The organism is Pseudomonas sp. 910_23, assembly GCF_052850795.1.
This window is the reverse complement of the sequence record NZ_VXCZ01000001.1, coordinates 239,156-263,718: the sequence shown is the minus strand read 5'-3', so window position 1 is coordinate 263,718 and position 24,563 is coordinate 239,156. Positions and strand designations below refer to the sequence as shown.

Here is a 24,563-nt window from a genome sequence, read left to right as displayed (position 1 = left end):
AACGACATTTTTGTTCCGCGAACAAAACAAGGCCAGAGCCAACAAACCCTGACCTATAAAAAACATGGGAAGTTTTTGCAAGTGAAAATGCTGATCCAGAAATTTCATACGATCGGCCCTCAACCTAACTTGAGCACAGATTGAAAGGTCAGGATGAACATAGAATTAACAATCTCACGGCCTGGCGGCGGTATTTTCACCGCGTACCGAAAGCGCGATACGCTCAGCAGTGCCGACGGGGATCTCCCCTACTACGGTGACCATCATCTCACCGTCAACCGTATTCAAACGCCGAGAAACCGCCACCGTCGGGCCGAGCTGAGCGCGGGTTTCATTCATGTCGGCGCCCTTGGCGGACTCAAGAAATACAGAAAAGCGTGCGAGCCCATCATCATACATCAGGCTATCGACGGTCGATTTCGTTTGGCTGTCTTTGCGCGTGGTGCTGCTGACCTGCTGGAAACCAGGCGGCAGCCAATCCAGATGCCACGCCTGGGAGGCAGGCATGTCAGAGGCTTTGTCGGTGGAAGCAGCAACAGGCTTGCATTCGCTGCCAGGCTGTAAGTCATGCTCGGCAGGAATGACCGAGGTATCCAGGCGCGCATACTGAAAGCGCTCCAGCAACTGCCCCTGATCATTGAGCAGCAGGGATTTGAGCGGCAGAGCCGTCTCACGATCCAGGTGCAATTCAAAGCCGTAGCGGTAGTGATCTCGCGGGCTGATTGACACAATCACAGCATGACGACCGGCCACGCGGGATTTGCCAATGACGGCAAGTTCATAGAATTGAGTGAGTTTTTTTGAATCGGGAGCACGCGAAGGTGCATCAGAAGACGTAACCAACCCAGCACTCAGATCGCCACTGACGCAGTGCGTCCGGCCATCCAACCGTACACTTTCCTGAGGCGAGCCGTCCAGTTGCAGCAACCGCTCACGGACATGACCGTCCTGCACACGGTGCCAGATAGCGTGGGTAGAAAAACTGCCATTACGTTCGTAAACAAACGTACCTTCAAAGCTTTGCTGCTGCTCTGCACGCCCAAGTCGAGTCAGCCAGTCTTGGGCTTCATCGGCATGGGCGGACTGTGCAATCCAACTACTGAGCAAAAGCGCAAGGAGCGGTATGGCGCGCATAGAGCTCCCTAACGGATCAGCGGTTTTCCTGACTGGCTGCGCGAGCGTATGGCAGAGCGCTTTCGGTGCCTTTGGCGGCCGATTCCTGTGCGTGCTGACGCAGGTAGCCTGGTAGACGCTGATCTTGCCAGCCGGATTGCCCTTGAAGCACACCATTGGCCATCGGACCTGTGGTATCAGAGCTTTCCTTGTAGCCTGCCAGTACAGCCGGGCCTTTGACTTGCGGACCCGCCATGACGGGCTGCTGAGTTTGCTGGGCCAGTTCGGCGCCGGCAATTTCGTCTTGGTTGTACAGACGAACACCAGCCAGTACAGCGACGGTCACCGAGGCAGCCACTGCCAGTCGACCCAGGCTACGCCACGGGCCACGAGCAGCTTTGGCCGGAACGGCTTCATCAGCCAGCGCGGCAGAAACGGCCGCAGCAATATCCAGACGAGGGATTAAAAGATCCTTGTGCATCACCGCCCGAGCGACTTGGTAACGAGACCAGGTATCACGGGTTTCGGCATCATCAAATGCGTTGAGCACTCGACGAAGTTCCAGTTCATCCGCTTCGTTATCCATCACTGCGGACAGCGATTCCTGCAGGGCATCACGACTCATGGCGGTTCCTCTCTTGGCTGTCGCCGCTGTCTTTAGTTTTCCTGCAACAATGGTTGCAAGGCTTTGTCGATGGCTTCCCGGGCCCGGAAAATCCGTGACCTTACAGTCCCCACCGGACATTGCATGACGCTCGCAATGTCTTCGTAACTCAGACCATCGAATTCACGTAAAGTTAATGCCGTACGCAAATCTTCTGGCAGTTGCTGAATTGTTCGATGGACGGTGCCTTCGATCTCGTCGCGCAGCAATGCACGCTCCGGCGACTCGAGATCTTTGAGGCCGTGATCACCATCATAAAATTCAGCATCTTCTGAACTGACATCACTGTCTGGTGGGCGGCGGCCGCGAGACACCAGATAGTTCTTCGCCGTGTTAATGGCGATGCGATATAGCCACGTATAAAACGCACTATCACCGCGGAAATTTCCAAGTGCACGGTACGCCTTGATAAAGGCTTCCTGTGCAACGTCCTGCGCTTCATGGGTGTCGTGCACAAACCGCACGATCAACCCGAGAATTTTGTGCTGGTATTTCAGCACTAGCAGATCAAATGCTCGCTTGTCGCCGCGTTGTACGCGCTCGACCAGCTGCTGATCCTCTTCCTGGGTTAGCATGAACACTCCTCGTTGTACTTGAAGGAGGCTTGCATAACTAAACGATCAGGCTTGCAAACATAGACTCGGGCTTTTCGCAAAAGTTCTCCCCCTTCAAGCAAGTTTCCGGCATGCACTGATTTGGCACACACGAAAAACGCAGCCCGGGCGGGGCCGGCTGCGCGAATAATCTTGTCGCCGGTTTCGTGACGCGTCCAATGCTCCCGACGGGCCAATAAACTCAACGTTTTCCCAGCTTTCGGGCAACCTGCTATTGAGTCGGGGCCCATGCAAAAAGTTCCCGTCCCGCCAACCGGCTGTTTCCCAAAGCTGCGCAGCATAATCTCACAATGCCACGAATGCGTGGCTATTGTGCCGCTCCACCCCTCTATATACTAGTGGCCCGTGTGACCCTTTGATTCGCCGATCCAGGCGTCCTGTTTGCGCCGCTCCTTCGGATCGCTTTTTGCGGAATCCTTCCAATGAGCCAACAGTTTCAACACGATGTGCTGGTGATCGGCAGCGGCGCAGCCGGCTTGAGCCTTGCCCTGACCCTACCCAGCCACCTGCGCATTGCGGTTTTGAGCAAAGGCGACCTGGCCAACGGCTCGACATTCTGGGCCCAGGGCGGTGTCGCGGCGGTACTGGACGACACCGATACGGTGCAATCGCATGTCGAAGACACCCTTAACGCTGGCGGCGGCCTGTGCAATGAGGAGGCCGTGCGCTTCACCGTCGAGCACAGCCGGGAAGCCATCCAATGGCTGATCGACCAAGGTGTGCCCTTCACCCGTGATGAACATGCCGGCAGCGACGACGGCGGCTTTGAGTTCCACCTGACACGCGAAGGCGGCCACAGCCATCGCCGTATCATTCACGCCGCCGACGCCACGGGTGCCGCGATTTTCAAGACCTTGCTCGATCAGGCTCGCCAACGGCCCAACATCCAATTGCTGGAGCAACGCGTCGCTGTCGACCTGATCACCGAAAAACGCCTGGGCCTTGCGGGCGAGCGCTGCCTCGGCGCCTACGTACTCAATCGCACCAGTGGCGAAGTCGATACCTACGGGGCGCGCTTCACTATTCTTGCCTCGGGCGGGGCCGCCAAGGTTTACCTCTATACCAGCAACCCTGACGGCGCCTGCGGTGACGGCATTGCCATGGCCTGGCGCTCGGGCTGCCGGGTGGCCAACCTGGAGTTCAATCAGTTCCACCCCACCTGCCTGTATCACCCGCAAGCCAAGAGCTTCCTGATCACCGAAGCCCTGCGCGGCGAAGGTGCGCACTTGAAGCTGCCCAATGGCGAGCGCTTCATGCAGCGCTTCGACCCACGCGCCGAGCTGGCACCGCGCGACATTGTCGCCCGCGCCATCGACCACGAGATGAAGCGTCTGGGGATCGATTGCGTATATCTGGACATCAGCCACAAGCCCGAAGCGTTTATCAAGACCCACTTCCCGACCGTCTATGAACGCTGCCTGACGTTCAATATCGATATCACAAAAGGCCCGATCCCGGTAGTGCCGGCTGCGCACTACACCTGCGGCGGCGTGATGGTTGACCAGCACGGGCGCACCGACGTGCCCGGCCTCTACGCCATCGGTGAAACCAGCTTTACCGGTCTGCACGGCGCCAACCGCATGGCCAGCAATTCGCTGCTTGAGTGCTTCGTATACGCTCGCTCGGCAGCAGCGGATATCCTTGAACAACTGCCGCGCATCAAGGTTCCAGCCGCCCTGCCCCGCTGGGACGCCAGCCAGGTCACCGATTCGGACGAAGACGTGATCATCGCGCACAACTGGGACGAGTTGCGGCGTTTCATGTGGGACTACGTGGGCATTGTGCGCACCAACAAGCGCCTGCAACGGGCGCAGCACCGGGTACGTTTGCTGTTGGACGAGATCGACGAGTTCTACAGCAACTATAAAGTCAGCCGCGACCTGATCGAATTACGCAACCTGGCGCAAGTGGCCGAGTTGATGATCCGCTCAGCCATGGAGCGCAAGGAAAGCCGGGGCCTGCATTACACCCTCGATTATCCGCAGATGTTGCCCGAAGCCCGCGACACTATTCTGGTGCCAACCACCTACGGCGGCTGAACTTCAGGCGTACCCGCAGGCGCCGATGCACATCCGCGGCCTGCGCGTCCTTGGGCACACAGACCGCGCGTACTCGCCGCTCACCCTGCACGCGATAACGCAACACCACGATCAACGGTAACGCCAGGCTGTCGGGGCGAAGTTGCACGGCGTGCCAGCCACGCGCAGAGCTCCATAACTGCCAGCCATCTTCGTCGCGGCGCAGGCCACGAATCGACGAACGGTGAGTAAGCAGAACATGGCGCGGTAGCACCCACGCACAGTGTGCCAGGCATAACAGGATGCCGAGGCTCGAATAAGGCAGGTTCAAAACCAGCAGGCTGCCCAGTGCGATCAGCAGGGCAAGCAGATACGCCGCCAGCAACCGCCGCGAGGCCTGCCAGCGGCATTCAAAACGATTACTTGGGCTGGACACGATCCAGGATCATCCGAACCATGCGCTGCAGCTCTGGATCTTCAGATTCAGCACGCTCCATGAACCAGCCGAACATGTCCTGATCTTCACAGGTCAGCAACCTGACGTAGAGGTCGCGGTCCACCTGATCGAGCGTCGCGTACACCTCTTTGGTGAAAGGCACCAGCAATACATCCAGCTCCAGCATGCCACGACGGCTGTGCCAGTAGAGGCGATTGATTTCTACATCTTCGACCATGGAGCCCTCCTAAAATAGAGCGCAAGTATACAGGCCCGGCGACACCGGAACAGTCGGCTTTGGTCGCCCGCGACGAAACTATGCATTTGCCGGACGCCCCTCTATGATGCACCCATGACTTTTTAACCTGCGATGACCCATGGCTGACTCTGCTTTCTTCTGCCCCCTGTCCCACGAAGGCGTTCTCGCCGCCCGCGGTTCTGATGCTGCCAAATTCCTGCAAGGCCAGCTGACCTGCAACCTCAATTACCTGAGTGATACCCAGGCCAGCCTGGGCGCGCGCTGCACGCAAAAAGGCCGGATGCAGTCCAGCTTCCGCATCCTGCTGCAAGGTGACGGCGTACTCCTGGCCATGGCCACGGAGCTGCTCGAACCGCAGTTGGCAGACCTGAAGAAATACGCGGTGTTCTCCAAATCCAAACTTACTGACGAAAGCTCCGCCTGGGTACGCTTCGGGCTGGCGGACGCAGACGCACCCCTGGCCGCCCTTGGCCTGGCGCTACCCGCCGAAACCGACAGCGTGGTGCGCACCGACACGTTGATCGCTATTCGTGTGTCCCCCGGCCGTGCCGAACTCTGGGTGCCCACCGAACAAGCCGACGCCGTGCGTAGCCAACTGGCCGCGCAATTGCCACAGGCTGAGTTGAATGCCTGGCTGCTTGGCCAGATTCGCGCAGGTATCGGCCAGGTAATGGCGCAGACCCGCGAACTGTTCATCCCGCAGATGCTCAACCTGCAAGCCGTGGGCGGCGTCAGTTTCAAGAAAGGCTGCTACACCGGCCAGGAAATCGTCGCGCGCATGCAATACCTGGGCAAACTCAAGCGGCGCCTGTATCGACTGAGCCTTGAAGCCACGCAATTACCCGAGCCCGGCACGCCGCTGTTTTCCCCAGGCTATAACAGCGCGGTTGGCGAGGTCGTGATCGCGGCAAAAGCTGACCAGTCGATTGAACTTCTCGCTGTGCTGCAAGCCGAAGCTGCCGAGAGTGGCGACGTGCGTACAGGCAGCCTGGAAGGGCCCGGCCTGCAGCTGCTTGATCTGCCTTACCAACTGGACCGTGATCGCGAGATCCAGCGTTAATCGCCATACCTTTTTGCAGCACCCTAGAGAGCATGAATGAACAAGCTGGCGGAAAAAGTCCAACAGGCGTTGGTGACGGCCATCGACAACGATGACCTGGTTCTGCCGACATTGCCGGAGGTGGCCCTGAAAATTCGCCAGGCCGCCGAAGACCCTGAGATCAGCATCAGTCATTTGAGCAAGGTGATCAGTCGCGACACCGCCCTGTCGGCGCGCCTGATCAAGGTGGTCAACAGCCCGCTGTTACGGGCGAGCCAGGAAGTCACCGACCTGCACACGGCCATCACGCGGCTGGGCACCAACTACAGCAGCAACCTGGCCATCGGCCTGGTGATGGAGCAGATTTTTCACGCCCGCTCCGAAGTGGTCGCACAGAAAATGCGCGATGTGTGGTGCCGTAGCCTGGAAGTCGCCGGCGTCAGCTATGCCTTGTGTCGCCGGCATAGTCACCTCAAGGCCGACCAGGCGGCCCTCGGCGGGTTGGTGCATCAGATCGGCGTGCTGCCGATCCTCACCTACGCCGAAGACCACTACGAGCTGCTTTCCGACCCGGTTAGCCTCAACCACGTCATCGAAAGTATTCATCCGTTACTGGGCGACAAACTGCTGAGTGGCTGGGACTTCCCCGAAATGCTGGCGAAACTGCCGGGCCAGTACCTGAACCTGGAACGCAACTCTGCCACACTCGACTATGTGGATCTGGTGCAGATCGCCGTGCTCTACTGCCATCACAACACCGACCATCCGCTGGCGAAAGTCGACATTACCAGCGTGCCTGCGATGAAAAAGCTGCGAATTGATCTCTACAGCGAGAAATCGCGCACCGAACTGGATGAAGCACGGTCGATGTTCTACTGATCAACCGGCGATAAAACTCACGCGCACTTTCAACCCGGCCAACTCGCCATCATGCAGGCTGATCTGCGCCAGGTGCGCACGGCAGATCTCCCCGACAATCGCCAGCCCCAAGCCAGACCCCATGCCCTGCTGGCTACGGCGATAAAAGCGCTCGAATACCCGGTCCCGCTCATCCAACGGGATGCCTGGGCCATCATCCTCAACCTCCAGCACCGCCGGCGCGGTCACGCGCAAAATCACATTGCCGCCAGGTGGCGTATGGGCCATAGCGTTGTCCACCAGATTGCTCAGCAGCTCATTCAACAGCGTCGGTTCACCGCGCAACCAGACCGGCTCGTCCGCCTCCAGTGCCAAGGCCACCCCGCGTGCGTGAGCCAGCGGCGCCATGGCCATGCCCAGTTCGCGCGCCAACTGGCTGAGGTCGAGCAACTGCGCGCCTCCTTCAGCAATGGCTCGGGCACCGTTTTCGATACGGGCCAGCGACAACAATTGATTGGCCAGATGGGTCAGGCGGTCGGTGCCCTGGGCAGCGCTTTCCAGGGTGCTGTGCCAGGTGGCCGGCTCCTGGGCACGCAAGCCCAGTTCCAGGCGAGCCTTGAGCGCCGCCAAGGGCGTACGCAGTTCGTGGGCAGCATCGGCAATAAACTGCGCCTGGCGCTCGAACTGGCCGCGCAGACGTTCGGTGAAATGGTTGAGGGAGCGCACCAGCGGGCCGAACTCATCCTGAACTTCCACCAATGGCAGCGGCCGCAAATCATCGGGTTGGCGTTCTTCCACCGCTGTACGCAGGCGTTCGAGCGGACGCAGTGCAGCGCTCACCGCAAACCACACCAGCAGCAACGCGCCGATGGCCAGCATCCCCAGGCGCAGCAACGTGTCGGCCATCAAGCTGCGGGCCATGGCAACGCGTGCTTCGTCGGTCTCCGCGACACGAATCTCGGCCATCCCATTCATGTTCGGCTCGGAAACGGCCTTGAGCAGGCTCACCACTCGCACGTGCTGGCCCTGGTACATGGCGTTGTAGAAGCGCGCCAGGGCCGGGTAATCGTCGGTGCGGGGGGTGCCGGGCGGCGGGCCTGGGAGGTTTTCGTAACCGGATATCAGCTTCTGGTGGATATCGTTGACCTGATAATAGATGCGCCCGGCACTGTCGTACGCGAAGGTGTCGAGGGCCACATACGGCACATTGGCGCTGAGGGTGCCGTCCACCTGGGTCAAGCCTGCGGCAATGGTGCGCGCCGAAGCCAACAGCGTGCGGTCATAGGCCGTGTCGGCGGCTTCGCGTCCGTTCCAGTAGGCGCTCATGCCGCTGGCGAGCATCAACAGAACCAGCAACAGCGCCAGGTTCCACAGCAAGCGCCAGCGCAGACTGCTGGGCTTATGCATCGCGGGCTTCCAGCAAGTAGCCCAGGCCGCGGAACGTCACGATGGCGATGGGCTGGCCGTCGAGCTTCTTGCGCAGGCGGTGCACGTAGATTTCGATGGCATCGGGGCTGGCCTCCTCGTCCAGGCCGAAAACCTGAGAGGCCAATTGCTCTTTGCTCATCACGCGGCCGGGTCGGGCGATCAAGGCTTCGAGCACGGCTTGCTCGCGGGAGGTCAACGTCATCAATTCACCGCCAACCGTGAAGCGTCGTGTGTCCAGATCGTATACCAGCACCCCGCACGTCTGCTGGCGCTCCCCACCCAGTACACTGCGGCGCAGCAGCGCCTTGACCCGCGCTTCCAGCTCTGTCAGTTCGAACGGCTTGGCGAGGTAGTCATCGGCACCCAGGTTCAGACCGTGCACGCGGTCTTTGACATCACTGCGTGCCGTCAGCATCAGCACCGGCAGGTTTTTCCCTCGGGCCCGCAAGCGCGCCAGCACCTCGAAACCATCCATGCGCGGCAGGCCCACATCGAGGATCGCCGCCGCGTATTCCTCGCTGCCCAAGGCCAGGTCCGCGGCCACACCATCGTGCAGCACGTCGACGGTCAGACCCATGCCCTTGAGCGCTTGCGCGACACTTTCGGCAAGCTGCAGATGGTCTTCAACCAAGAGGACACGCATGAATTTCTACCTCATGAAGAGTGGTCGGTGCGGCGTTTTATTGGCCCGCTGGCCGGCGAGTTTACAGGCGCAACCTGCCCTGTGAAGCCCGAAAACATTGAAAGACAATTGAAAGGTTAGTGAAAGCTTCGCCCTTTAGCATCCAGCTACGGTGGTTTCTGCCCGCCGAGCTGCCTCACCCGTAGCGCCCGAAAAACGCCTCGAAGCGTTTTCGCCAAGAATAAGAACAATAATGGAGTCCATCACGATGCTGTCGACACAGCCCCAGGCTTGCACGCCTGTTCGTTCTTGCCGTCTGAGCCACACCGCTCTCGCCAGTGCTTGCGCCTTCGCCGGCTTTTCGCCGCTAAGCCAGGCTGCCTTCTTCGAAGACAGTAGCGCGACCCTGGAAACCCGCAACATGTACTTCAACCGCGACTTTCGCGACGGTACCCGTGCGCAGCAATCCAAACGCGATGAATGGGCCCAGGGTTTCATGCTCAACCTGCAATCGGGCTACACCGACGGCACTGTCGGTTTTGGCGTGGATGCGCTGGGTATGCTCGGCATCAAGCTCGACTCCAGCCCCGACCGCACCGGCACCGGCCTGCTGCCGACCCACGACGACGGCCGTGCCGCCAATGAGTACTCCAAGCTGGGCCTGACCGGCAAAGTGAAAATCTCCGCCACCGAGCTGAAGATCGGCGCGCTGATACCCGAATTGCCAATCCTCAAGCCCAACGACGGTCGCATCCTGCCGCAGACCTTCAACGGTGGCCTGCTGACGTCCAAGGAATTCAAGAACCTTGTGTTCACTGGTGGCCGCCTGGATAAGGCCAAGGACCGCGACGACACCAATTACGAAGATATTGCGCTCAATAACAAGAACAGCCGCTTCCTCAGTGGCGCCACCGGCAAGCACTTCAACTTCGGCGGCGTGGACTACAAGTTCGCCGACAAAATCACCGGCAGCTATCACTTCGCCCAACTCGATGACGTGTACCGCCAGCATTTCCTCGGCCTGGTCGCCGCGCGCCCGATGGGCCCCGGCACGTTTGCCGCCGACCTGCGCATGGCCATCAGTGACGACACCGGTAGCGCCCGCGGCGGCAATATCGACAACACATCCCTCAACGGCCTGTTCAGCTATGCCCTCAATGGCCATAAGCTCAGCGCCGGCTACCAGCACATGTCGGGCGACAGCGCCTTTCCGTATGTGGATGGCAGCGACCCGTACCTGGTCAACTTCGTACAGATCAACGACTTTGCCGGCGCCGAAGAACGCTCCTGGCAGGCACGCTACGACTACGACTTCGCCAAGCTGGGGATTCCAGGCCTGAGTTTCATGAGCCGTTACCTGTCGGGCGACAACATCAAGCTCAAGAACGGCCAAACGGGCAAAGAGTGGGAGCGCAACAGCGAGATCAAGTACGTGGTGCAAAGCGGCACGTTCAAGGATGTGGCTGTGCGCCTGCGTAACGCGACCTATCGCTCCAACTATTCAGCCCGTGATGCGGATGAAATGCGTTTGCTGGTCAGCTATAGCATTGCCCTTTGGTAAATGTGCGTTGGTACTAAAACCTTATAACAACAACGATGGAGATAACCATGACCCCTTCACTGCGTAAATTTGCCCTCGCCGCCGGCTGCATGTTGTTCGCCGGCCAGTTGCTGGCCGCCGACGAGCCCAAGCGCCCGGAATGTATCGCCCCGGCCTCACCTGGCGGCGGTTTCGACCTGACCTGCAAGCTGGCGCAAAGCGCGTTGGTCAACCAGAAGCTGCTGAGCAAGCCGATGCGCGTGACCTACATGCCCGGCGGCGTGGGCGCGGTAGCCTACAACGCGGTAGTGGCCCAGCGCCCTGCGGATGCCGGCACGCTGGTGGCCTGGTCCAGTGGTTCGCTGTTGAACCTGGCCCAAGGCAAGTTCGGTCGCTTCGACGAAACCAACGTGCGCTGGCTGGCGGCGGTGGGCACCAGCTACGGCGCCATCGCGGTGAAAAGCGACTCGCCCTACAAGACCCTCGACGATCTGGTCCAGGCGTTGAAGAAAGATCCGAGCAAGGTGGTGATTGGTTCCGGTGGCACCGTCGGCAGCCAGGACTGGATGCAAACCGCACTGATCGCCAAGGCCGCCGGCATCAACCCGCGTGACCTGCGTTATGTGGCGCTCGAAGGTGGCGGCGAAATCGCCACGGCGCTGCTGGGCGGCCATATCCAGGTAGGCAGTACCGACATTTCCGACTCCATGCCACACATCCAAAGCGGCGATATGCGCCTACTGGCCGTGTTCGCTGAAAAGCGCCTGGACGAGCCGGAAATGAAAGATATTCCGACGGCCAAGGAGCAAGGCTACGACATCGTCTGGCCGGTGGTACGCGGTTTCTACCTTGGGCCAAAAGTCAGCGATGCCGACTATGCCTGGTGGAAAGACGCGTTCGACAAACTGCTGGCATCCGAGGACTTCGCCAAGCTGCGTGACCAACGCGAGCTGTTCCCGTTCGCCATGACCGGCCAGGAGCTGGACACCTACGTGAAGAAACAGGTGGCCGACTACAAAGTATTGGCCAAAGAGTTCGGCCTGATCCAGTAATTGCCTACCTGTTCGCGCGGCCACGCCTTCACGCATCGAGGGCGTGGCCCAGGAGTTTTCCATGCTCTTTCAACGCATTTTCGCTGCCGTGATGTTATTGGCCTGTATCGGCCTGGCATTGATGGCCTGGCCGTATCAGGCGGCCTTTTCCTACGAACCGGTAGGGCCTCGGGCTTTCCCCCTGCTGCTGATTGGGCTGATGGGCCTGGCGCTGATCTACATGCTGATTCGTCCGCAACCGACCAAGCACACCGACGATGAGCCAGCGTTGGACCGCCCGACCCTGATCAAAATCGGGATCTGCGTGGCCTTGTTGCTGGTGTTTGCCAGCACTTTCGAATCCCTGGGTTTCATTCTCAGCAGCATGCTGATCGGTATTCCGATGGCGCGGCTGTATGGCGGCCGCTGGTTGCACAGCGTGGTCATCATCACCTTGATGAGCATCGGTCTTTATCTGTTGTTCGATAAAACTATGGATGTGCCACTGCCCCTCGGTCTGCTCGACGTTCTGGAGAACTGATATGGATACTTTTGGCTATTTGGGCCAGGGTTTCGGCGTCGCGCTGAGCCCCTACAACTTGGTGACCGCATTGTGCGGCACCCTGATCGGCACCGTGGTCGGCCTGCTGCCGGGCCTGGGACCGATCAACGGTGTGGCACTGTTGATCCCCATCGCGTTTGCCCTGGGCCTGCCGCCCGAGTCAGCGCTGATCCTGCTGGCAGCCGTGTACCTGGGTTGTGAATACGGCGGCCGGATCAGCTCGATCCTGCTTAATATCCCGGGCGAAGCCTCCACCGTGATGACCACCCTCGACGGCTACCCGATGGCTCGTAAAGGTATGGCCGGCGTGGCGCTGTCGCTGTCTGCCTGGAGCTCGTTCATTGGTGCTTTTATCGCCACCTGCGGCATGGTGCTGTTCGCCCCGCTGCTGGCCAAATGGGCAATTGCCTTTGGGCCGGCGGAATACTTCGTGTTGATGGTATTTGCGATTGTCTGCCTGGGCGGCATGGCCGGTGACAAACCACTGAAAACCTTTGTGTCGGCGCTGATCGGCCTGTTCCTTGCCTGCGTGGGCATCGACGCCAACAGTGGTGTGTACCGCTTTACCGGCGACAATATTCACCTGACCGACGGCATCCAGTTCGTGGTGCTAGTGCTGGGCCTGTTCTCCATCAGTGAAATCCTGCTGCTGCTGGAGAAAACTCACCGCGGCCAGGAAGCGGTGAAAGCCACCGGGCGCATGATGTTTAACGTCAAGGAAGCCTTGTCGGTGTTGACCGTGAACCTGCGTTGCGGGGTGTCGGGCTTTATCATCGGCGTGTTGCCCGGTGCCGGCGCGACCATGGCCTCGGCCGTGGCCTACATGACCGAAAAACGTATCGCCGGCGCCAGCGGCAAATTCGGCCAAGGCGACATGCGCGGCCTGGCCGCACCGGAAACCGCCATCGGCGCTTCGGTCTGCGGCGCCATGGTGCCGATGCTGACCCTCGGCGTTCCCGGCTCGGGTACCACGGCCGTGATGATCGGCGCGCTGTCGCTGTACAACATCACCCCCGGTCCGCTGCTGTTTCAACAGCAACCTGATATCGTCTGGGGCCTGATCGCCTCGTTGTTTATTGCCAACATCATGCTGGTGGTCCTCAACATCCCGATGATCCGTATCTTCACGCGCATCCTTGCCGTGCCGAACTGGGCGCTGGTACCGGTGATCGCTATCATCACCGCGATTGGCGTGTACGCCGTCCATGCCACCACCTTCGATCTGTTCCTGATGATCGCCATCGGCATCTTCGGCTACATCCTGCGCAAGCTTGACTTCCCACTGTCGCCGTTGCTGCTGGGCTTTATCCTCGGTGGTCTGATGGAGCAGAACCTGCGTCGCGCATTGTCGATTTCCAATGGCGCGCTGGAGATCCTGTGGTCCAGCCCGATCACCTTCGGTGTATGGGTACTGACCGCCATCATGCTGCTCGTGCCATTGCTGCGTATCTGGCGCAAGCGCTCCTTGCAGCGCCGTGCCGTAGCCGATGTCTGAAGTCACCTTCAAACATTGGTGGGGAACACCGCTGGTCGGCCTGGCCGGCGGTTACCTGGCCAGCCTCGTCGGCTGGCCTTTGCCGTATATGGTCGGCGCGTTGCTGGCGATCATCCTGGTTCGCTGCCTCACGCCCTGGCAATTGGCGGAGATTCCCGGCGGGCGCAAGTGCGGCCAATGGGTGGTGGGCATCGGCATCGGCCTGCACTTCACGCCCGTGGTGATCGAACAGGTGATGAGCCACTTCGGCCTGATCTTCTTCGGGGCGCTGGTCACCAGTTTGTCGAGCGTGGTGGGGGTGTGGCTGATGCGCCGCAGCGGTGAAGACCGCGCCACGGCGTTTTTCTCCAGTATGCCGGGCGGCTCCGGGGAGATGGTCAACCTGGGCGCCCGCAATGGTGCGGTACTCAGCCGGGTGGCGGCAGGGCAAAGCCTGCGTGTGCTGGGGGTGGTGTTGTGTGTGCCGGCGATCTTCAAGTATTTGCTGGGCGGCGGTGCACCGCAGTTTCACCCGGCACCTGTGGACTGGACGTGGCTGGCCCTGCTGTTCCCGGTAGGTGCGCTGGTGGCCTGGAGCTGGCAGCGTTTGCGCCAACCCAATCCCTGGTTGTTCGGGCCATTGCTGGTGAGTGCCATCGCCAGCGTGACCTGGGATTTACACATTGGCCTGCCCGACGGCGGCAGCCAGATCGGCCAATGGCTGATCGGCAGCGGTTTGGGCTGCCACTTCAATCGGCAGTTCTTCCGCAGCGCACCGGCGTTCATGGGCCGCACCTTGATTGGCACGGCCTTGACCATGGCGCTCGCCACGTTGGCAGCGGTAGGGTTGAGTGCGCTGACCCACCTGGATCTGCGCTCACTGACGTTGGGCATGATGCCTGGCGGCATTGCCGAGATGAGCCTGACGGCAGAGACCCTGCAATTGTCGGTACCGTTGGTGACAGCGATGCAGGTGATGCGTTTATTGTTTGTGTTGTTTCTGGCGGAGCCGTTATTCAGGCATTGGAATCGGCAGTACTGATCTTGCTTTGGCTTGGGTCGCCCCAGGCCCCTACCATTCGTCGGCACTGTCAATTCTCACAGCTATCCATCTCCCTGATCACAGCGTTGAATCAACCGAGTGATGCTCAGCCCAACCAGTTCGGGCGCCCCCCTCAACGGCTCTGACAGGACCTTCTTCATGACTATCGACCAGGATACCCAGCACCCCGATTGCTCACCCATTTCCGTTCAGCCCACCTCTTTGCGCCCTGAAGGCTTCACCATCGCCCAACCCGACGACGCCATCTTGACGTCACAGTCCTTTCGCAATACTCCCTTCGTAGACTTACCCCTGTACCTGCCCACCCTGAGCAATCCGGTCTCCGGCTTCAATGGTGGCTTTAACCGGGCGGCGCTGGAGGTCAGTTACAAAGGCGTAATCTGTATCCTACCGTCTTATCTTAACCAGGCTGGCAGTGACTTCATCGAGCTGAAGTTAAACGGTGTTCGCGTTGACTTTCATACCGTCACGGATGAGGAGGCCCGCCTGGGCCAGCAAATTGTCTTGCATGTGGCCAGCGAACGCTTTATCCGTGAGGCCGGCAACACGCTACAGGCCTTTGTAACCCGCTTCGGTGGAGGCAGCGACCAAACCAGACTCTTCAATATCAAGGTCGATATCGAGATCCCAGGTGGTCGTAACCCTGTAGCCAGTACCACGCAAAACGAGAACCTGCCCAAGCCCGTATTTCCTCAGGATGTAATCGACTTCGGCGTCACACCGGAAAATTCCATAAACCCCATACCCGTATCCATCGGCTATTACCCGGTGAACACAAACCTGCCCAGGGTCAATCATCGCAAGGTGCGTGATGAAATTCGCCTGAGCCTCGGGGGGGTCGTTGTCAAACACCTAGTGACTGAGTTCGAGGCGGGAGGCGAAGCCCCGATCATCATCAACGTCAACACCGGTACGTGGGATGAGGTGGGTGACGGCGTGCAGGTGTGCGAATACGAAGTGGTGGACGAGGTCGGCAACCACTCCCAAGGATTTTCCCCACCTCAAGTCATCGAGGTACGGCGCAACACTGGTGCAGAACCGCTTTTACCGGCGCCTTACATCGAAGAATCCGAAGAGCGGCCAGACGAAAACGATCTGCTCGACGCGGATAAACTTAAAGGCGCCGATGCAACCATCGTGGTTGAAGTGAACCGCCTGGGCTATGAACCCCGCGACGTACTACGCTTGAAAATCTCCGGACGCACTGCAGGCGGCCAGCTGATTACCAACTCTTACGACCACCCTATTGACTCCACCACTCGCCCCCAGCGCATCCACTGGCCCTACGCCGATATCGTGCCGTTGATCGATGGGCGTATTCAATTGACCTATCAACGGCTTCGCTTCAACGCATTACCTCGCAACTCCTTCGACAGGTTGGTGGATATCACCGGTACGCCCGTCGAGGCCGGCCTGGCGGCCCCCTTCGTGCTCGATAGCGTAGGCGGAAACCTGCCCGCAACCACCGACCCAGTGAGGGTGAGAATCAGGGCTCTCACCGGCTACCCCGCCAACGGCCGCGTCCTCCTGATGCTCAATGGCACCGCCGCCAATGGCCGTTCATACTATCACGAGGAGCCGGCGCGCGTCGGCCAGGGTGAGATCGAAATTGACCTGCCCAACGGGCCCAATGGCGATATCGCCCGGTTGGACGGCGGCTCGCTCTCGATGTACTACAACGTCAACGGCGGGCCACTGTCACGTCGCCTGGACCTGTATGTGGGCAACCTGCGAGCCATCCTGCCAGCCCCCACCACACCCCAGGCAGGGCCGCCGGACTATTTGTTCGATCCGGACAAGAACCCCGGTAATCTGAGAGTTATCATCAAACACCATACCGCTTTCACCTTGGGCTCCACGGTGTGGCTGCACACCGAAGGCAGCGCCCCAGGCGGCAGCGCCCCGCCAATGGAATTCGAGATCGACGCAAACTGGATCGGTCAAGACTTGCCCCTCTCGGTACCTCGGTTCTTCGTCACCCCTAACCTCAATGGCACCCAAAAGCTGTCCTACATCGTAGTGAAACCAGGGCAGCGAGACATGCTTTCCGAAGCCCTGACGATCCGCGTCGGCGTGGCCCTCAATCTGCCCGTGCCCGAGGTGCTCGAAAGCACGCCGATCACGCCAACCCTGAGCCGCCTGAACCCTGTGCATGTGCTGCCACCGCGTGCGGAAGTAGTGACCGTGCGCGTACGTTACAGCCCGAGGCTGGCAAGCGATGACATCAAGGTGCATATCATCGGCAAACCGGGGCTCGGTACACCGGATATCGCCATCAAACCCGGCATCCCCGCCCCCGGTGAAGACTACGTCGATTTCACCGTAGCCAACCCATTCGTGGGTGCCAACATGGGGCAAAGTTGCCGGGTGCTCTACGAGGTGATCCGCGATCACAAAACTGAAGCATCCGAGGAACTCACCCTTGAGATCCAGGCGCTGCCGGAGCAGGACTGGGACTTGGTGAGCGTGCCCCAGGCCGAGGCCAATAGTGGGGTGATTGACGTCACCAAGGCACATGATGTTCGGATTGATGCCTGGCCGTTTTTGCGCTACGACCCTGAGAGCCCTCAATCGGTGTGGATTGAGGCCGAGGGCACGGCGAATGAAGTGCTGCGCAACGGCACCCCACTGACGTCCGAAGAGTTTGCCGCCAAGCGCATCCTGACGCCGATTCCGGCCAGTTACCTGAGAAGACTCAGCGACGGCAGCCCGGTGGACTTCCAGCCGTATGTGTCGCTGGATGGCGGCGGGCGGGCGACAGCGCAACCGTTGGTGCCTGCACGTTATAGAGTCAGGAAGCAGCCGGGTGTTGTAGACAGCATCAACGTAGGCGGCGGCCCGGATCGCATCGTCATTAATGCAGAGGGGACCGTGGCTTACGTTGCCAACTACAATAGCGCCACGGTATCCGTGATTGATCTGACGACGTTCCGTCTTTCGGATACGATTATTATGCCTGCTAACACTTACACAAATGGATTGGCGCTTCATCCGGATGGGTCACGACTGTATGTCAGTGGATACACCTCTGGCGAAATTCAAGTAATCGATACCAGCGACAATACAATCAGCAACAAGATTACGGGCCTTCACGTTTATGGATATGGCGCCTTAACTTTCAACCTGGACGGCTCACGCCTTTACTATGGTGCCTATTACTACGCCCGACTTCACGTTATTGACACATCAAACGACACTCTAATTTACACAGGCTCCGCCTATTACCCCGTAGACTTGGCGCTGGCGCCACAGGGCACACGCCTTTACTGCGCAGGGTTGAGTGCAATGGGTATTATCGACACCGCTACCAATACTCAGTTGTCGACACTTGCAGGTTTCAGTTATGCCTGGCGACTGGCATACAGCCCTTATGCGCAAAAAATCTATGTTACAGATCAAAGTGCGGCCAGCGTGAAAATCGTCGACACACGCACCAACTTAATCAGCAACACCATACCCAACCTAACCAGCGCATTCGGTATAGCCTTTCATCCCACCCGCCGGCTGGCTTATGTAACGATGCAGACCTCCAACTCAGTGGCAATCATTGACATCGACAAAGAGGAGGTCATCAGAACCCTGACGGGGTTCGTCTATCCCAGAAGCATCGCTATTGCCCCCGATGGGTCATATGCGTTAGTCAGCAACTACACTGCCAATACGGTGTTTATCGTTCAACTTTGACATTCAGTGCAATTTTAGTCAGAAGTAACGCAAACAGGTTTATGTATCCGATAAACCTGTTTGCGCTTTATTCGCTACTTATCAGCGCTTATTCGCATTTTCACTGCTTGCAGCCAGCCCGTCAGCGGAGTCACCCACAGCGACCGCATCGACTTGTAGGAAAGCGCGAATATATCTGCTCGACGCAAGTTTGGGGGCAACCGTTCAGGCAGGGCCTCAGCGGCCATACCATTCGTCGGCACTGTCAATTCTCACAGCTAGTCATTCGTCCTCCAGCTTGCGTTCAATCCCTGATGCTCCCTCCCGTCGCGGTGCCGCGTCCTACTACGAGGTCTCGATCATGGAACCAGCCCTGAGCGCTCCCCCCCCTGTCTCGCAGCTAGCACCTTACATTCCCGGTTTGACGACGCCGGTGGTGGGGTTCTCCGGTGGCGTGTACCAACAGTTACTGGAGGGCCACGGTAGCGCGGGCTTGATTTGCATCTTGCGCGCCTATGCAGGCCAGCTTGAAGGTGATTTCATTGAGTTGTTCTGCACCGATCTGCTGGTCCCGGTCGACTTCCACACCGTTACCGAGCAGGAAGCGCGCGAGGAAAAACCAATCCCCCTGCACATATCCGCGTCCCGCCTACCAGACGGTACGGTGGGGCCCGTGTTTTTCCGGGTCACCCACCTTGATCACCGCAAAGAAGAAACCCATCGCCTGATCCTCAAGGTCGACACGGTATCGCCCGCCGATCGCGAGCCGATTACCAGCCCGCCCTGGGTCAATGAACAGTTGCCACGGCCACAACCGGCATTAACCTTTATCGATTCGGCGGCCGCCGGACGTGGAGTGGCGATACGCATTGGCTTCTATCCAGGGGATCTCAACCGGCCAGTTGCAACCTACCGTGCGGCGCGCGACCGCATCCGTCTGAGTATCGGTGGGCAGATCATCGAGTACCCAGTCACCGAAAACGAGGCCAGTACTCGCAACCCGATCACACTCACCGTGTACTACGCCACTTGGTTGAAAATCGGCAGTGGCTTCCATGCCTGCTCCTACGATGTCATCGATGAAGTGGGCAACTACTCCCCCGGTCGGTCTGCCGAGCAAATACTCGAAGTACGGCTCAATCCAGATGAGCGGTTGCTGGACCCCGCGCAGATCGTCGAGGCCCCCGCCGGTACGCTGGATGCGGACAGGTTGGCAGGCAAAGACGCGACCTTGAGGGTCGCCATTGCCGGTAAAGGTTGGGCGCCGGGCGATGGTATCCGGCTGACCATTCGTGGGCGTTCACTGGGCGGTGGTGACGTCGAACAGACCTACAACGCCAGCCTCCCATCGACCACTGTACCTTTCACCGATGTCCCATGGCCCAACGCGGATGTACGCGTGCTTATCGGTGCATTGATTCAATTGAGCTATGAGCGAATTCGCCCAGACCAGGCGAACCTGCCCTCGGATAACGCCTTTGTCCAGGTGACCGGTACGCCTGAGCAATCCAGCCTCGCCGCTCCCCAAGTACCGGCCGCCAGCGGCGGCGTCCTGCACCCACTGACTGACCCGGTGACCGTCACAATAACCACATACATCGGCCAAAAACCCCATGACCGAGTCACACTGGTAGCACAAGGTACATACGCCAACGGCCATCTCTTTTACCAGGAACACGTGCTGGAGGCCGGACTGGGCAATGTGGTCTTTGAGCTGCCCAACGGAGTTAACGGTGATATCCGACAACTAGACGGTGGCCACCTGATGTTCTACTACTACATCAATAAGGCGGGAGATCGCCCGCCGTCCGACATACTGACGCTCGACATCGGTGCTCCCCAGGACGCACTGCCCAGGCCTGAAGTTCGGGAAGCACCGGCCCCTGGTTTCACCTTCGACCCCGAGGTTTCCCGAGGCAACGCCAACGTGTTAGTGCGCGCGCATGCCTCGTTCATCGAAGGCGCCACAGTCACCTTGTATGTGGAAGGCAGTGCCATGGGCGGTAGCCCACCCCCTGATTCATTTCAGATCACCCCGCCATGGGTCGGCCAGGACTTGCGGTTTGTCATTGCCCGAGTATTTGTCGTGGCCAACCTCACCGGCTCGGCGCGTATTTACTACCGGGTGGAAAAAGCCGGCCAACGCACCCGCTACTCCCAAGCGCTGCTCATGCGTGTCGGCAGTGCGCTGCAACTGCCCGTGCCATGGATTCTGGAAAGCACGATCACCAGCCCGACGACCGCACGACTCAACCCACTGCATGTGCTACCCCCTGCCTGGCCGGTGTTCACTTTTCGGGTGAGCTACAGCCCCATGCTGGCCAGCGATGATATCCATCCGAAATTCATTGGGACATACGGCCTGGGAACGCCGCAGATCAAACCGCGGCCTGGCGACCCTGTGCGAGGTTACGTCGACTTCATACTCGATAATCGCGTGATTGGCGCAAACCTCGGCCGAACCGCCGAGCTGTCTTATGACGTGATACGAGCCAATGCCACCACCCTCTCCCAAGTTTTGACCTTGACCATCGACTCGCTCGCAGAGCAAACCCTGGACCTGGTCAGCGTGCCCCAGGCATCGGGCAGCATCATTAACGCCAACGCAGCGCATAGCGTCGTGATAAATGAATGGCCGTTCATGAACGTTGGGGACCCCGTGTGGATCGATATCAAGGGCGCAGCCAATCTTGCGTTGCGCAATGGCACGCCGCTGACGCCAGCGCAATTCAATGCCAAACGTGTAGAGGTTGACTTACCAGCCGATTACCTGCGCTCGCTACCCAACCAGAGCGCCCTGAGCATTAAGGTGCGGGTATCACTCAACGGCAGCGTGCATAAAGATTTTGCTGTCGCCTTGCGTACCGTCAACTACCGAATCACCAACACCGCCGGCATTTTTGCAACCATCCCGGTGGGCAATTCGCCGAACGCCTTGGCACTCAGCCCTGACGGCACACGACTCTATGTAGCTTGTATTGTTGGCAACCCGTCGATCTGGGTGATCGACACCCTGCGTAACCGCGTCCTCGACCACTTCGATGTGCCCGGCTCGCCCCTGCGCATGGCCGTTCATCCAACGGCCAATCACCTGTACGTGACCGACAATAGCAGTTCGACCAACACCCCTATTCGCATCTACAGCACTCAGGACTACTCGCTGATCGACACATTGACCGGGTTCACCAATGTCAATGGTATCGCCCTCAACACCAACGGCTCACGCCTGTACGTGGCTGATAACGGGGCGTCACAACTGGTGATAATAAATACCGCCACCCGCCAACGCCTGGCGTCAATCCCTGTGCGTGCCCCCATTGATGTCACTCTTAGTCCCGATAACAACCGCGCACACGTTGCCACATTCTACGACTGGTCCATCGTCGACTTGCGCAGCAACACGTTGATCAACAGCGCAGATACCCGCTCATCACCTGTTACCATCGCCCACGCCCCTCGTGGCTCACAGGTATACATCTCAGGCCGAGCAGGCGGCATCGTCAGTATCGGCGACACCGCTACCCAGCGCATCAGCCGGACACTGACGGGGTTGCAAGGGCCATTCGACATTGCATTCGAACGTCAGCGCGACCTTGCCTACGTGTCGCAAACTGACGCAAACCTGCTGGGGATTATTGATACGCGCGCAAGGCAGATGATTGGCTCGTATGCTGGCTTCAACAAGCCCCGTGGAGTCGTGGTAGCTCCAGACGGTTCCCACGGGTATGTGGCCAATATTGGCGGCGATTCCGTGTCCTTAGTGGTGTTTTAGCTCGCCCCCGGTGTGAACTCAATAAAAAGCCCCGGATCTTGCGAACCGGGGCTTTTTATTGGGTTACACGTGAGACGTTCACATCCTTAAAAGTCGTAACGCAACCCCACGTTCACGCCCCAAGGCTGGTCAATGCTCTTGCCCATGCTACGTTCCACATCGGCATGCACCTTCCAGTTCTTCGACACTGCCATGGCGACACCGGCCGCCATTTCAACCCGCGAACCCGACAGGTCGTTGTTGAAGCTGTTGCCGTTGACGGACACCTTGTTGCTCTGGTTGAACTCGTGGGCCACCGCCGTACGCAGGTACGGCTGCAACACGCCGCCGCTGTCCAACTGGATATCACGCCCGGCGGTCACACCCAGCTTACCCACCACCGAGGCCGTACGTGCGCCTTCGGCTTGCAGGCCGTTGTCCAGCTCGTAGCTCTGGCGCTGGATAATCGCCGTGGCCAGCTGGCCGTAAGGCTCGACGAAGTAACCGTCATCCAGCTTGATATTACGCCCCACTTCAGCAGAAGCCGTGACCGCGTTTTGCGTGTAGTTACCCTTGGCTTTCTTGCCGTCGCTCATGGCCACGTTGGACTCGTTGTGCAAGCGGTTGAACTTGAGCACACCATCGAAGTAAAGACCACTTTCCGCGTCCATCCAGGTGGCATAACCGCCCAGGTAGTAGCTGTCGACGTTAGCCTTGCTGCCGCGGCTCAGGTCCAGGTCCGAGGTGCTGTGACCCGCCATGAAGCCCGCCAGCCATTGGCCATCGCCGCCGGTCAACGGCACGTCGGCACCCAGGGTGAAACCACGCTGGGTCTGGTTGTACTGCATGCCTTTATCGCTGTTGTTCACTTCAAATTTGTTGCCATAGACACGGTTCCACAATCCGGTCGATTGCCCGTCGCTATGACGCAGCTCACCCATGCGGGTACGCAGGTTGGTCATTTCACCGTACAACACACTCGGCGCTGCGTTGGCCAGTGCCAGCACGGAGTTGGTGCTCGGGCTGATCACCTTGCTGCCGGGGTCCAACAGCCAATCTTTGCCTTCGTTGTCATTGATCAGGCTATAGGAGTATGTACCTACGTCCACCCGATCACCGGCCAGGCTGAACTTGGCGCCACCGTCTTCGGTGTGCACCACGTGCAGGCGATCTTCTGACAACGGATCGGCGCCGCTGCTGGCGATCAGCAGTTTATGGTCGCCCGAAGAAGTGCCGGTGACATTCAGGAAATCGCCGGTCAAGGTAGCGAAATCCGCGCTCATGACGAACGTGCCATTGCCCGACAGATTGTCCACGTCCAATTGGTAGAACGTGCCGGTTTCGCCAAACTTGACGTTACCGTCACTCAGGGACAAGTCGCCCACGTGCTGGTTGTCGACCATCACCCAGGTAGCATCAGTGTTGACCGCCAGCTTGTCGACATTCTCCAGGCGGCCGGTAAGCACCGAGCCATTGTTCAGACCAACACTGGCACTGCCGCCGTTGTTGATGACATCACCCGTCAGAATTGCGTGGTCCAGGTTAAGGTCCAACGCGCTGTCGGCACCCACCTGAATATTGCCAGCCAACTCGCTGAAGCGCACGCGCATGTTGGCCGAGCCGCCCTGGGTCAGCTCGAGCATGTTACCGTTCTGACCCTGCAGGGACGAACCATTGGTCACGTCGATTTCAGCCGTGATCGGCCCCCGCACATTAATCGCGGGGCCATCGAGGCCCGTCACACGCGAGCCGTCGAGTATCAGATGAGGCGACTCAAGGGCAGTTGCACTTTCAAGGGACATCACAACGCCCGTGGTACCACCGGTAATTTCGCTGCCCGTGGCGATTGCGGCCCCTCCCAGGAGCCTCAACCCTTGCTGGCGTTGGCCCACCAGCACAGAGTTGTTCAACTCCAGAAGGCTATGGGACGTGACGTTGGCCCCATAGGTCGCTCCAGTGATTTCACTATTGTCGACTTGTGCGTAGGACCCCGTGGTCGTGCCCACCTGTCGAGCCACGTTCAAGCCGCCACTGGTGTGGCTGGTAATGCGCGCGTCGGAAATAGTGGCGCTTGAATTGCTGAGCGCAATGGCCGCCTGGGAGGCATGGACAGAACTCACGTTGGCTCCTGTCAACGTCAAGGTCGACCCGCTCGTCGCACGTATTTCTTTAACGCTGGCGTTCTTGTGAACAGTAAGCGTCGCACCTTTTTGGGCCAGATAGTCGCTGGCTGCGGACCCCGGGCGGACGTCATATTTGCCGCTGCCCACCGTTCCGTCCACCACAATCGTCGACATTGCCTGTTGACTCAACAGGCATAACGGTGCGGCGGCTACGAGCTTGATGATCGATGATAAACGCGAATAACGAAAACGCTGGGAAGTAGGAGAAATCATGTTGTGTAGCCTCAGAATTAAGTACCAGTTCG

At 59.2% G+C, this 24,563-nt stretch carries 18 protein-coding genes; 10 read left to right on the top strand and 8 right to left on the bottom strand.

Annotation, left to right across the window (positions count from 1 at the left end; genetic code table 11):
- Positions 1–174: 174 nt before the first annotated feature.
- From FW800_RS01195 to rpoE, 3 genes are read right to left on the bottom strand one after another with little or no spacing between them, the layout of a single operon-like run.
- Positions 175–1,134: a MucB/RseB C-terminal domain-containing protein gene (locus FW800_RS01195; RefSeq protein ID WP_446436803.1), complete on the bottom strand. Its 960-nt coding sequence runs from the start codon at positions 1,132–1,134 to the stop codon at positions 175–177.
- A gap of 16 nt (positions 1,135–1,150) precedes the next feature.
- Positions 1,151–1,738: a sigma-E factor negative regulatory protein gene (locus tag FW800_RS01190; RefSeq protein ID WP_005786011.1), complete on the bottom strand. Its 588-nt coding sequence runs from the start codon at positions 1,736–1,738 to the stop codon at positions 1,151–1,153.
- Between the two features lie 32 nt (positions 1,739–1,770).
- Entirely contained in the window at positions 1,771–2,352 is a 582-nt protein-coding gene (gene rpoE, locus FW800_RS01185) for an RNA polymerase sigma factor RpoE (RefSeq protein WP_003172477.1), read from the bottom strand.
- A 461-nt stretch (positions 2,353–2,813) separates the two neighbouring features.
- On the opposite strand from rpoE, the gene nadB reads away from it, so the two are divergent.
- Positions 2,814–4,430: an L-aspartate oxidase gene (nadB, locus tag FW800_RS01180; RefSeq protein ID WP_078820542.1), complete on the top strand. Its 1,617-nt coding sequence runs from the start codon at positions 2,814–2,816 to the stop codon at positions 4,428–4,430.
- Here nadB and FW800_RS01175 read toward each other — a convergent pair.
- Together FW800_RS01175 and FW800_RS01170 are read right to left on the bottom strand one after the other, a co-directional pair.
- A complete protein-coding gene (locus FW800_RS01175) occupies positions 4,399–4,845 on the bottom strand; it encodes a protein YgfX (RefSeq protein WP_223018527.1) in 447 nt (148 codons plus the stop codon). The two genes, nadB and FW800_RS01175, sit on opposite strands and share 32 nt — an antisense overlap.
- Entirely contained in the window at positions 4,829–5,083 is a 255-nt protein-coding gene (locus tag FW800_RS01170) for an FAD assembly factor SdhE (protein WP_032877270.1), read from the bottom strand. Before FW800_RS01170 ends, FW800_RS01175 begins: the two co-directional genes overlap by 17 nt.
- Positions 5,084–5,222: 139 nt before the next feature.
- Between FW800_RS01170 and ygfZ the strand changes: the two genes are divergently transcribed.
- Complete coding sequence (ygfZ, locus tag FW800_RS01165) at positions 5,223–6,164, top strand: CAF17-like 4Fe-4S cluster assembly/insertion protein YgfZ (RefSeq protein ID WP_446436802.1); 942 nt, start codon at positions 5,223–5,225, stop codon at positions 6,162–6,164.
- A 36-nt stretch (positions 6,165–6,200) separates the two neighbouring features.
- Complete coding sequence (locus tag FW800_RS01160; RefSeq protein WP_032877272.1) at positions 6,201–7,022, top strand: HDOD domain-containing protein; 822 nt, start codon at positions 6,201–6,203, stop codon at positions 7,020–7,022.
- Here the strand turns inward: FW800_RS01160 and FW800_RS01155 are convergent, their stop codons facing one another.
- The gene (locus FW800_RS01155; protein ID WP_032877273.1) at positions 7,023–8,408 is read right to left on the bottom strand and encodes a sensor histidine kinase; all 1,386 of its coding nucleotides are present in this window, start codon (positions 8,406–8,408) and stop codon (positions 7,023–7,025) included.
- Positions 8,401–9,072 carry a response regulator gene (locus FW800_RS01150; RefSeq protein WP_005785982.1) on the bottom strand — a complete coding sequence of 224 codons (672 nt, stop codon included), beginning with the start codon at positions 9,070–9,072 and terminating at the stop codon, positions 8,401–8,403. The genes FW800_RS01155 and FW800_RS01150 overlap by 8 nt, the downstream gene beginning before the upstream one ends.
- Positions 9,073–9,319: 247 nt before the next feature.
- Between FW800_RS01150 and FW800_RS01145 the strand changes: the two genes are divergently transcribed.
- From FW800_RS01145 to FW800_RS01115, 7 genes are all read left to right on the top strand, one after another.
- On the top strand, positions 9,320–10,612 hold the full coding sequence (locus tag FW800_RS01145) for an OprD family porin (protein ID WP_446436801.1): 1,293 nt from the start codon (positions 9,320–9,322) through the stop codon (positions 10,610–10,612).
- A 47-nt stretch (positions 10,613–10,659) separates the two neighbouring features.
- A complete protein-coding gene (locus FW800_RS01140) occupies positions 10,660–11,643 on the top strand; it encodes a Bug family tripartite tricarboxylate transporter substrate binding protein (protein WP_446436800.1) in 984 nt (327 codons plus the stop codon).
- Positions 11,644–11,704: 61 nt separating this feature from the next.
- Positions 11,705–12,163 carry a tripartite tricarboxylate transporter TctB family protein gene (locus FW800_RS01135; protein WP_078820537.1) on the top strand — a complete coding sequence of 153 codons (459 nt, stop codon included), beginning with the start codon at positions 11,705–11,707 and terminating at the stop codon, positions 12,161–12,163.
- A 1-nt stretch (position 12,164) separates the two neighbouring features.
- A complete protein-coding gene (locus FW800_RS01130) occupies positions 12,165–13,679 on the top strand; it encodes a tripartite tricarboxylate transporter permease (RefSeq protein WP_057701193.1) in 1,515 nt (504 codons plus the stop codon).
- Complete coding sequence (locus FW800_RS01125; protein ID WP_446436799.1) at positions 13,672–14,700, top strand: AbrB family transcriptional regulator; 1,029 nt, start codon at positions 13,672–13,674, stop codon at positions 14,698–14,700. Before FW800_RS01130 ends, FW800_RS01125 begins: the two co-directional genes overlap by 8 nt.
- Positions 14,701–14,859: 159 nt before the next feature.
- Positions 14,860–18,405 (top strand): YncE family protein, encoded by a 3,546-nt coding sequence (locus FW800_RS01120; protein WP_446436798.1) that lies wholly within the window; start codon positions 14,860–14,862, stop codon positions 18,403–18,405.
- Positions 18,406–18,745: 340 nt separating this feature from the next.
- Positions 18,746–22,156: a YncE family protein gene (locus tag FW800_RS01115; RefSeq protein WP_446436797.1), complete on the top strand. Its 3,411-nt coding sequence runs from the start codon at positions 18,746–18,748 to the stop codon at positions 22,154–22,156.
- A gap of 86 nt (positions 22,157–22,242) precedes the next feature.
- On the opposite strand, the gene FW800_RS01110 is transcribed toward FW800_RS01115, so the two are convergent.
- Positions 22,243–24,531, bottom strand: coding sequence for an autotransporter outer membrane beta-barrel domain-containing protein (locus tag FW800_RS01110; RefSeq protein ID WP_446436796.1), 2,289 nt, complete (start codon positions 24,529–24,531; stop codon positions 22,243–22,245).
- Between the last annotated feature and the right edge of the window lie 32 nt (positions 24,532–24,563).

Coding starts and splice junctions, on each gene's coding strand:
- FW800_RS01140 (WP_446436800.1), top strand. CDS start 10,660: ATGACCCCTTCACTGCGTAAATTTGCCCTCGCCGCCGGCTGCATGTTG.
- FW800_RS01135 (WP_078820537.1), top strand. CDS start 11,705: ATGCTCTTTCAACGCATTTTCGCTGCCGTGATGTTATTGGCCTGTATC.
- nadB (WP_078820542.1), top strand. CDS start 2,814: ATGAGCCAACAGTTTCAACACGATGTGCTGGTGATCGGCAGCGGCGCA.
- FW800_RS01130 (WP_057701193.1), top strand. CDS start 12,165: ATGGATACTTTTGGCTATTTGGGCCAGGGTTTCGGCGTCGCGCTGAGC.
- FW800_RS01170 (WP_032877270.1), bottom strand. CDS start 5,083: ATGGTCGAAGATGTAGAAATCAATCGCCTCTACTGGCACAGCCGTCGT.
- FW800_RS01150 (WP_005785982.1), bottom strand. CDS start 9,072: ATGCGTGTCCTCTTGGTTGAAGACCATCTGCAGCTTGCCGAAAGTGTC.
- FW800_RS01195 (WP_446436803.1), bottom strand. CDS start 1,134: ATGCGCGCCATACCGCTCCTTGCGCTTTTGCTCAGTAGTTGGATTGCA.
- FW800_RS01145 (WP_446436801.1), top strand. CDS start 9,320: ATGCTGTCGACACAGCCCCAGGCTTGCACGCCTGTTCGTTCTTGCCGT.
- FW800_RS01115 (WP_446436797.1), top strand. CDS start 18,746: ATGGAACCAGCCCTGAGCGCTCCCCCCCCTGTCTCGCAGCTAGCACCT.
- FW800_RS01125 (WP_446436799.1), top strand. CDS start 13,672: ATGTCTGAAGTCACCTTCAAACATTGGTGGGGAACACCGCTGGTCGGC.
- rpoE (WP_003172477.1), bottom strand. CDS start 2,352: ATGCTAACCCAGGAAGAGGATCAGCAGCTGGTCGAGCGCGTACAACGC.
- FW800_RS01110 (WP_446436796.1), bottom strand. CDS start 24,531: ATGATTTCTCCTACTTCCCAGCGTTTTCGTTATTCGCGTTTATCATCG.
- ygfZ (WP_446436802.1), top strand. CDS start 5,223: ATGGCTGACTCTGCTTTCTTCTGCCCCCTGTCCCACGAAGGCGTTCTC.
- FW800_RS01155 (WP_032877273.1), bottom strand. CDS start 8,408: ATGCATAAGCCCAGCAGTCTGCGCTGGCGCTTGCTGTGGAACCTGGCG.
- FW800_RS01160 (WP_032877272.1), top strand. CDS start 6,201: ATGAACAAGCTGGCGGAAAAAGTCCAACAGGCGTTGGTGACGGCCATC.
- FW800_RS01190 (WP_005786011.1), bottom strand. CDS start 1,738: ATGAGTCGTGATGCCCTGCAGGAATCGCTGTCCGCAGTGATGGATAAC.
- FW800_RS01120 (WP_446436798.1), top strand. CDS start 14,860: ATGACTATCGACCAGGATACCCAGCACCCCGATTGCTCACCCATTTCC.